General features: G+C 72.5%; 5 protein-coding genes. 3 read left to right on the forward strand and 2 right to left on the reverse strand.

Going from position 1 to position 3,919, the window contains the following annotated elements; translation table 11 throughout:
* On the reverse strand, window positions 1–819 hold an 819-nt coding region (locus ABZ885_RS37170; RefSeq protein ID WP_360199004.1), incomplete at its 3' end, for a TIGR04222 domain-containing membrane protein.
* A gap of 75 nt (window positions 820–894) precedes the next feature.
* Here ABZ885_RS37170 and ABZ885_RS37175 point away from each other — a divergent pair.
* On the forward strand, window positions 895–1,122 hold the full coding sequence (locus ABZ885_RS37175) for a hypothetical protein (protein ID WP_360199006.1): 228 nt from the start codon (window positions 895–897) through the stop codon (window positions 1,120–1,122).
* A 77-nt stretch (window positions 1,123–1,199) separates the two neighbouring features.
* Here ABZ885_RS37175 and ABZ885_RS37180 read toward each other — a convergent pair whose 3' ends face one another.
* Window positions 1,200–2,234: an epoxide hydrolase family protein gene (locus ABZ885_RS37180; RefSeq protein ID WP_360198998.1), complete on the reverse strand. Its 1,035-nt coding sequence runs from the start codon at window positions 2,232–2,234 to the stop codon at window positions 1,200–1,202.
* 37 nt (window positions 2,235–2,271) lie between these two features.
* Between ABZ885_RS37180 and ABZ885_RS37185 the strand changes: the two genes are divergently transcribed.
* Both ABZ885_RS37185 and ABZ885_RS37190 read left to right on the forward strand, forming a co-directional pair.
* On the forward strand, window positions 2,272–2,832 hold the full coding sequence (locus ABZ885_RS37185) for a TetR family transcriptional regulator (RefSeq protein ID WP_360199000.1): 561 nt from the start codon (window positions 2,272–2,274) through the stop codon (window positions 2,830–2,832).
* Between the two features lie 134 nt (window positions 2,833–2,966).
* Window positions 2,967–3,731, forward strand: a complete 765-nt coding sequence (locus ABZ885_RS37190; RefSeq protein WP_360199002.1) for a GNAT family N-acetyltransferase — start codon at window positions 2,967–2,969, stop codon at window positions 3,729–3,731.
* Window positions 3,732–3,919 lie beyond the last annotated feature (188 nt).

Raw genomic sequence — 3,919 nt, forward strand, 5'->3', positions numbered from 1 at the left:
TTCCGATCTGCCACGAGCGCAGGGGCGGCGCCCCCCCCCGCCCACCCGCCGCTGCTGGGGGCGCCGGCCCGCACCCGCGGCCACCAGCAGCGGGGCGATCCCACCCAGGATCACCGCCACGCCCGGGTCGACGCCGAGCAGCACCGCCGCCCGGCAGGTGAGCACCGCGACAGCCGTCAGTGCGACGGTGATCAGCACGGGCACGGTCAACCGGGTCAGCACCCGAAGAGAACGGCGGGCTCCCGACGCTCCCCGCGTTCCCGGCCCGCCCGAGGCGCTCGCACCGCCGACCAGCAGCCCCCGGCGCCGCAGTGCGTCCTCCAGTTCCGCGGCCGGGGCGCTCGCACCGAACGCGGACCGCGGACGGCCGAACCAGGCGGTGCCGGAGGGGCCGATCGCCGCCAGCAGAACAGCCTCGACCTCGTCCCGGGGCCGGGGCCGGATGACCCGTAGCATGCCGTTCCGGTCCATCTCCAAGCGGTTGGCGAGAACCATCCGCAACAGCGCGGTCTCGGCGACCCGCCACTCGCCGCCGGCCAGGAACGCCAGCTCGTACAGTGACAACTCCGCTCCGGACGAGGGCGGTTCGACGTCACTTCGGTTTCGCAGTCTACGCACGCTCACCACTCCACCACGCCCCGCCGGCTCATAGGCCATCTCATGTGGGAAGTCTGCGGGAGGGAGATGAGGACTACGGCGATGCCGGCGCACCGGGCGAGGGAGATCGCGAGTGACGGCGCAGTCGGTCCCGTGTGCCCGCCCCCAGTTCGTCCCATCCGGCCAGTCCCCGAAGGAGGCCTTCCAGGTCGCGCTCACCATCGCGGGTCTGGGCACCGTGGGCCAGCCCCGGATCAGCCGTTCGGCCGCAGCGCGGACGAACTGGCCCGCCCAGGCGTGGTGCTCCCGCAGGACACCCTCGGCCAGGTCCTCGGGGACGATGGCGCGCTTGGCCGCCCCGATCACGCCCTCGGGCAGAGCGGCGATGTGACGGGCGAGGCGGTCGACGACGTCGTCGAGTTCGTCGGCGGGGACGGCCCGGTTGCCCCAGCCGTAGCGTTCTGCGGCCTCGCGGACGAGATCCGGGCGCACCAGATGGAGTACGGCCAGCGCGTTCAGAGCTGAGAACGGCAGGACGGCGGCCGTCCTGCGGGTGCCGCCCGACCGCGAGAGCCTGGCGGCACCTTAACGGTCACTCCGTGTCAGCCGCCCAGCCTGACTGCGCGGCGTACGTCGTCGGCGTAGGCCTCGGGCTGCTCCCAGGCCGCGAAGTGGCCGCCGGCCTGGTGTTCCACATAGTGACGGATGTTCAGGAACGCCTCGGCGTAGCTGCGCGGCTCCGGTTTGATGTCGTGCGGGAACACCGAGAGCACGGTCGGCGTGTCGATCCGGTCGGGAAACTCGACCGGCTCGACGTAGGTGGTGAAGGAGGTGCCGATCGTGCCGGTGACCCAGTAGGCGGTGACCCAGGTGAGAAGCTCGTCCGTGGTGAAGGCCGGCCCGTCGGACCAGGACTCCAGCTTCTCGACGATCCACGCCGCGAGACCGGCCGGGGAGTCGCCGAGGGCGACGGCGAGCGTGTTCGGCCGGGTCGACTGCTCCGCGATGTACCCGCCCTCGGTTCGGAACCACTGCGCCGACCGGCCGAGGTAGGCCGCTGCGTCGGGTGCGAGCTTCGCCGGGTCCGCCGTGAGCGCACGCTGCGGGGCGACGTTCGTGAGGTGCAGGGCGGCCACCCGGTCCGGGTGTCGGGCCGCGAGGATCTCCGCGACGGTGCCCCCCACGTCGCCGCCGGACACCGTGTACCGCGGGTAGCCGAGCTCGTCCAGCGCGTCGGCGACGATCCCGGCGATCCGGTCGGCCGACATGCCGGACGTGGTGAGCGGGGCTGCGAACGGGAAGCCCGGCAGCGCGGGGACCACCACGTGCACGTCCGTGAGCAGCGGCAGGACACGCTCGAACCGCAGCACCGAGTCCGGCCAGCCGTGCAGCAGCACGACCACCGGGGCGGCGGGATCCGTGGACCGTTGGTGGATCACCCGCAGATCGGTGTCGCCCGCCCGCACCGTCGCCCAGGGCAACTCGCCGATGCGGCGCTCGTGCACGCCCCAGTCGTAGCCGGTCTCCCAGCGTTCGATCAGTTCGTCGAGGCGGGTGCCCGTGATGCCGCGCGTCTCGTCGTCGCTCCACGGGATCGTGACACGCCGCGTGGGCCGGTTCCTGATGTCGTCGATCATGTGTATGAGCGTACACATGATGTGTATGCTCGTACACATGACTTTGCGCGATGCGGCCGCCACCCGGCAGCGGATCCTGGAACACGCCCGACGCCAGTTCGCCCGGCACGGGTTCGCCGCGGTCGCGGTGAAGGGTGTGGCCGACGCGGCCGGCGTCTCGCCCAACCTCATCACCCGCTACTTCGGCGGCAAGGACGGCCTCTTCCTGGCGGCGACGCGGGTGGAGATCCCGGTCTCCGACTCGTTCGACGGTGACCGTTCCGAACTGGGCGCGCGCCTCGCGGCGAGCATCGTGCAGCGCTGGTTCGGTGCCGTCGGGGAGGATCCGCTGCTCGTGCTGCACCGCGCGTCGGGCGAACGACCGGAGGCGGCGGAGGCGCTGGCCGCCTTCCTCGACACCAACTCGCTGGAGCCGCTGCACCGTTATCTGCGCGAGAGCGGTCTGGACGACGTGGAGGCCCGCAACCGGGCCGCGGCGATCGACGCCTTCGTGCTCGGCGTCTCGACCCGCCGCCGGGTCCTGCGTTCCGAACTCGGCGACCCCGCCGATCTCCAGGCATGGCTGAGCGCCACCATCCAACGCCTCGCCGACGACTGAAGCCCGAGGACAGGACGCCACTACGCCGGCCGGCCATGCCGGTGCAGGACCACCGAGGCCCCCGACGGCCGGGCCCGCGCGGGCGGCCGCTCCGGTGGCGCAGACTCCCGGCGGACGCGGCTACGATCGGCCGCGTGCTTCCCGTCTCCGTTCACGACCGGTCCGAGCTCGCCGCCCTGCTGCAGCGCGATCCAGCTCTGCACGCCTACGAGTTGGGCGATCTCGACGACTTCTTCTGGCCCTGGACGGTCTGGTACCGCCACCGGGACAGCGTCGCGCTGCTGTACCACGGCAACGGGCAGTCGACCCTGCTCGCCTTCGAACGCCCCGAAGACGTGGGCACCCTGCGGGAGTTGCTCGACGGCCTGCGTCCTCTGCTCCCCCGGCGCTTCCACGCGCTGGTCACCGAGGGGGCCGAGGACGTGCTCGGCACCGGGCCGGGCGTCGAACCGCACGGCCTGCACCTCCGGATGGCGCTGGCCGACCGGGCCCGGGTGCTCGCCGCGGCGCCGGCCGGCGAGCCGCTCACCCGGGCCGACCTGCCCGACCTGCTGGCGCTCTACGGCGTCGCCTACCCGGACAACTGGTTCGACTCGCGGATGCTCGACACCGGCCAGTACGTCGGCCTCCGGGACGAGGGCGGGCTCGTCGCCGCCGCCGGTGTGCACGTGTGGTCGCCCGACTACCGGATCGCCGTCCTGGGCAACGTCGCCGCGCACCCGCGCGTCCGCGGGCGGGGCCTCGGCCGGGCCGTGGTCGCCACGCTCTGCGCCCGCCTCCTCGACACCGTGGACCACATCGCCCTCAACGTCAAGGCGAGCAACTCCGCGGCGGTCGGGCTGTACACGTCGCTCGGCTTCGACACCGTCGGGCGCTTCCACGAGCTGACCGTCGGCTGAAGGCCGGCCGATCACCGAACCCAGGGCGCCCGAAAGGGCAGCGGGAAGGTGGGGCTGCCACCCGGTCGGTTCAGGGGGCCTGCACCCGTGAAATCCGCGACCTGCCGTTCCTAGCATCGATGGCATGACACTTCATCAGACTCCTTACGCGGCAGGCATGGTGAGCAGCAGGAGCGCCACCGGACGCC

It is taken from the genome of Kitasatospora sp. NPDC047058, from assembly GCF_040643935.1.
Classification (GTDB): Bacteria; Actinomycetota; Actinomycetes; order Streptomycetales; family Streptomycetaceae; genus Kitasatospora.

What these genes read in the sequence shown, in the direction of transcription:
- ABZ885_RS37180 (WP_360198998.1), bottom strand. Translation starts at nt 2,234, where the DNA reads ATGATCGACGACATCAGGAACCGGCCCACGCGGCGTGTCACGATCCCG.
- ABZ885_RS37185 (WP_360199000.1), top strand. Translation starts at nt 2,272, where the DNA reads ATGACTTTGCGCGATGCGGCCGCCACCCGGCAGCGGATCCTGGAACAC.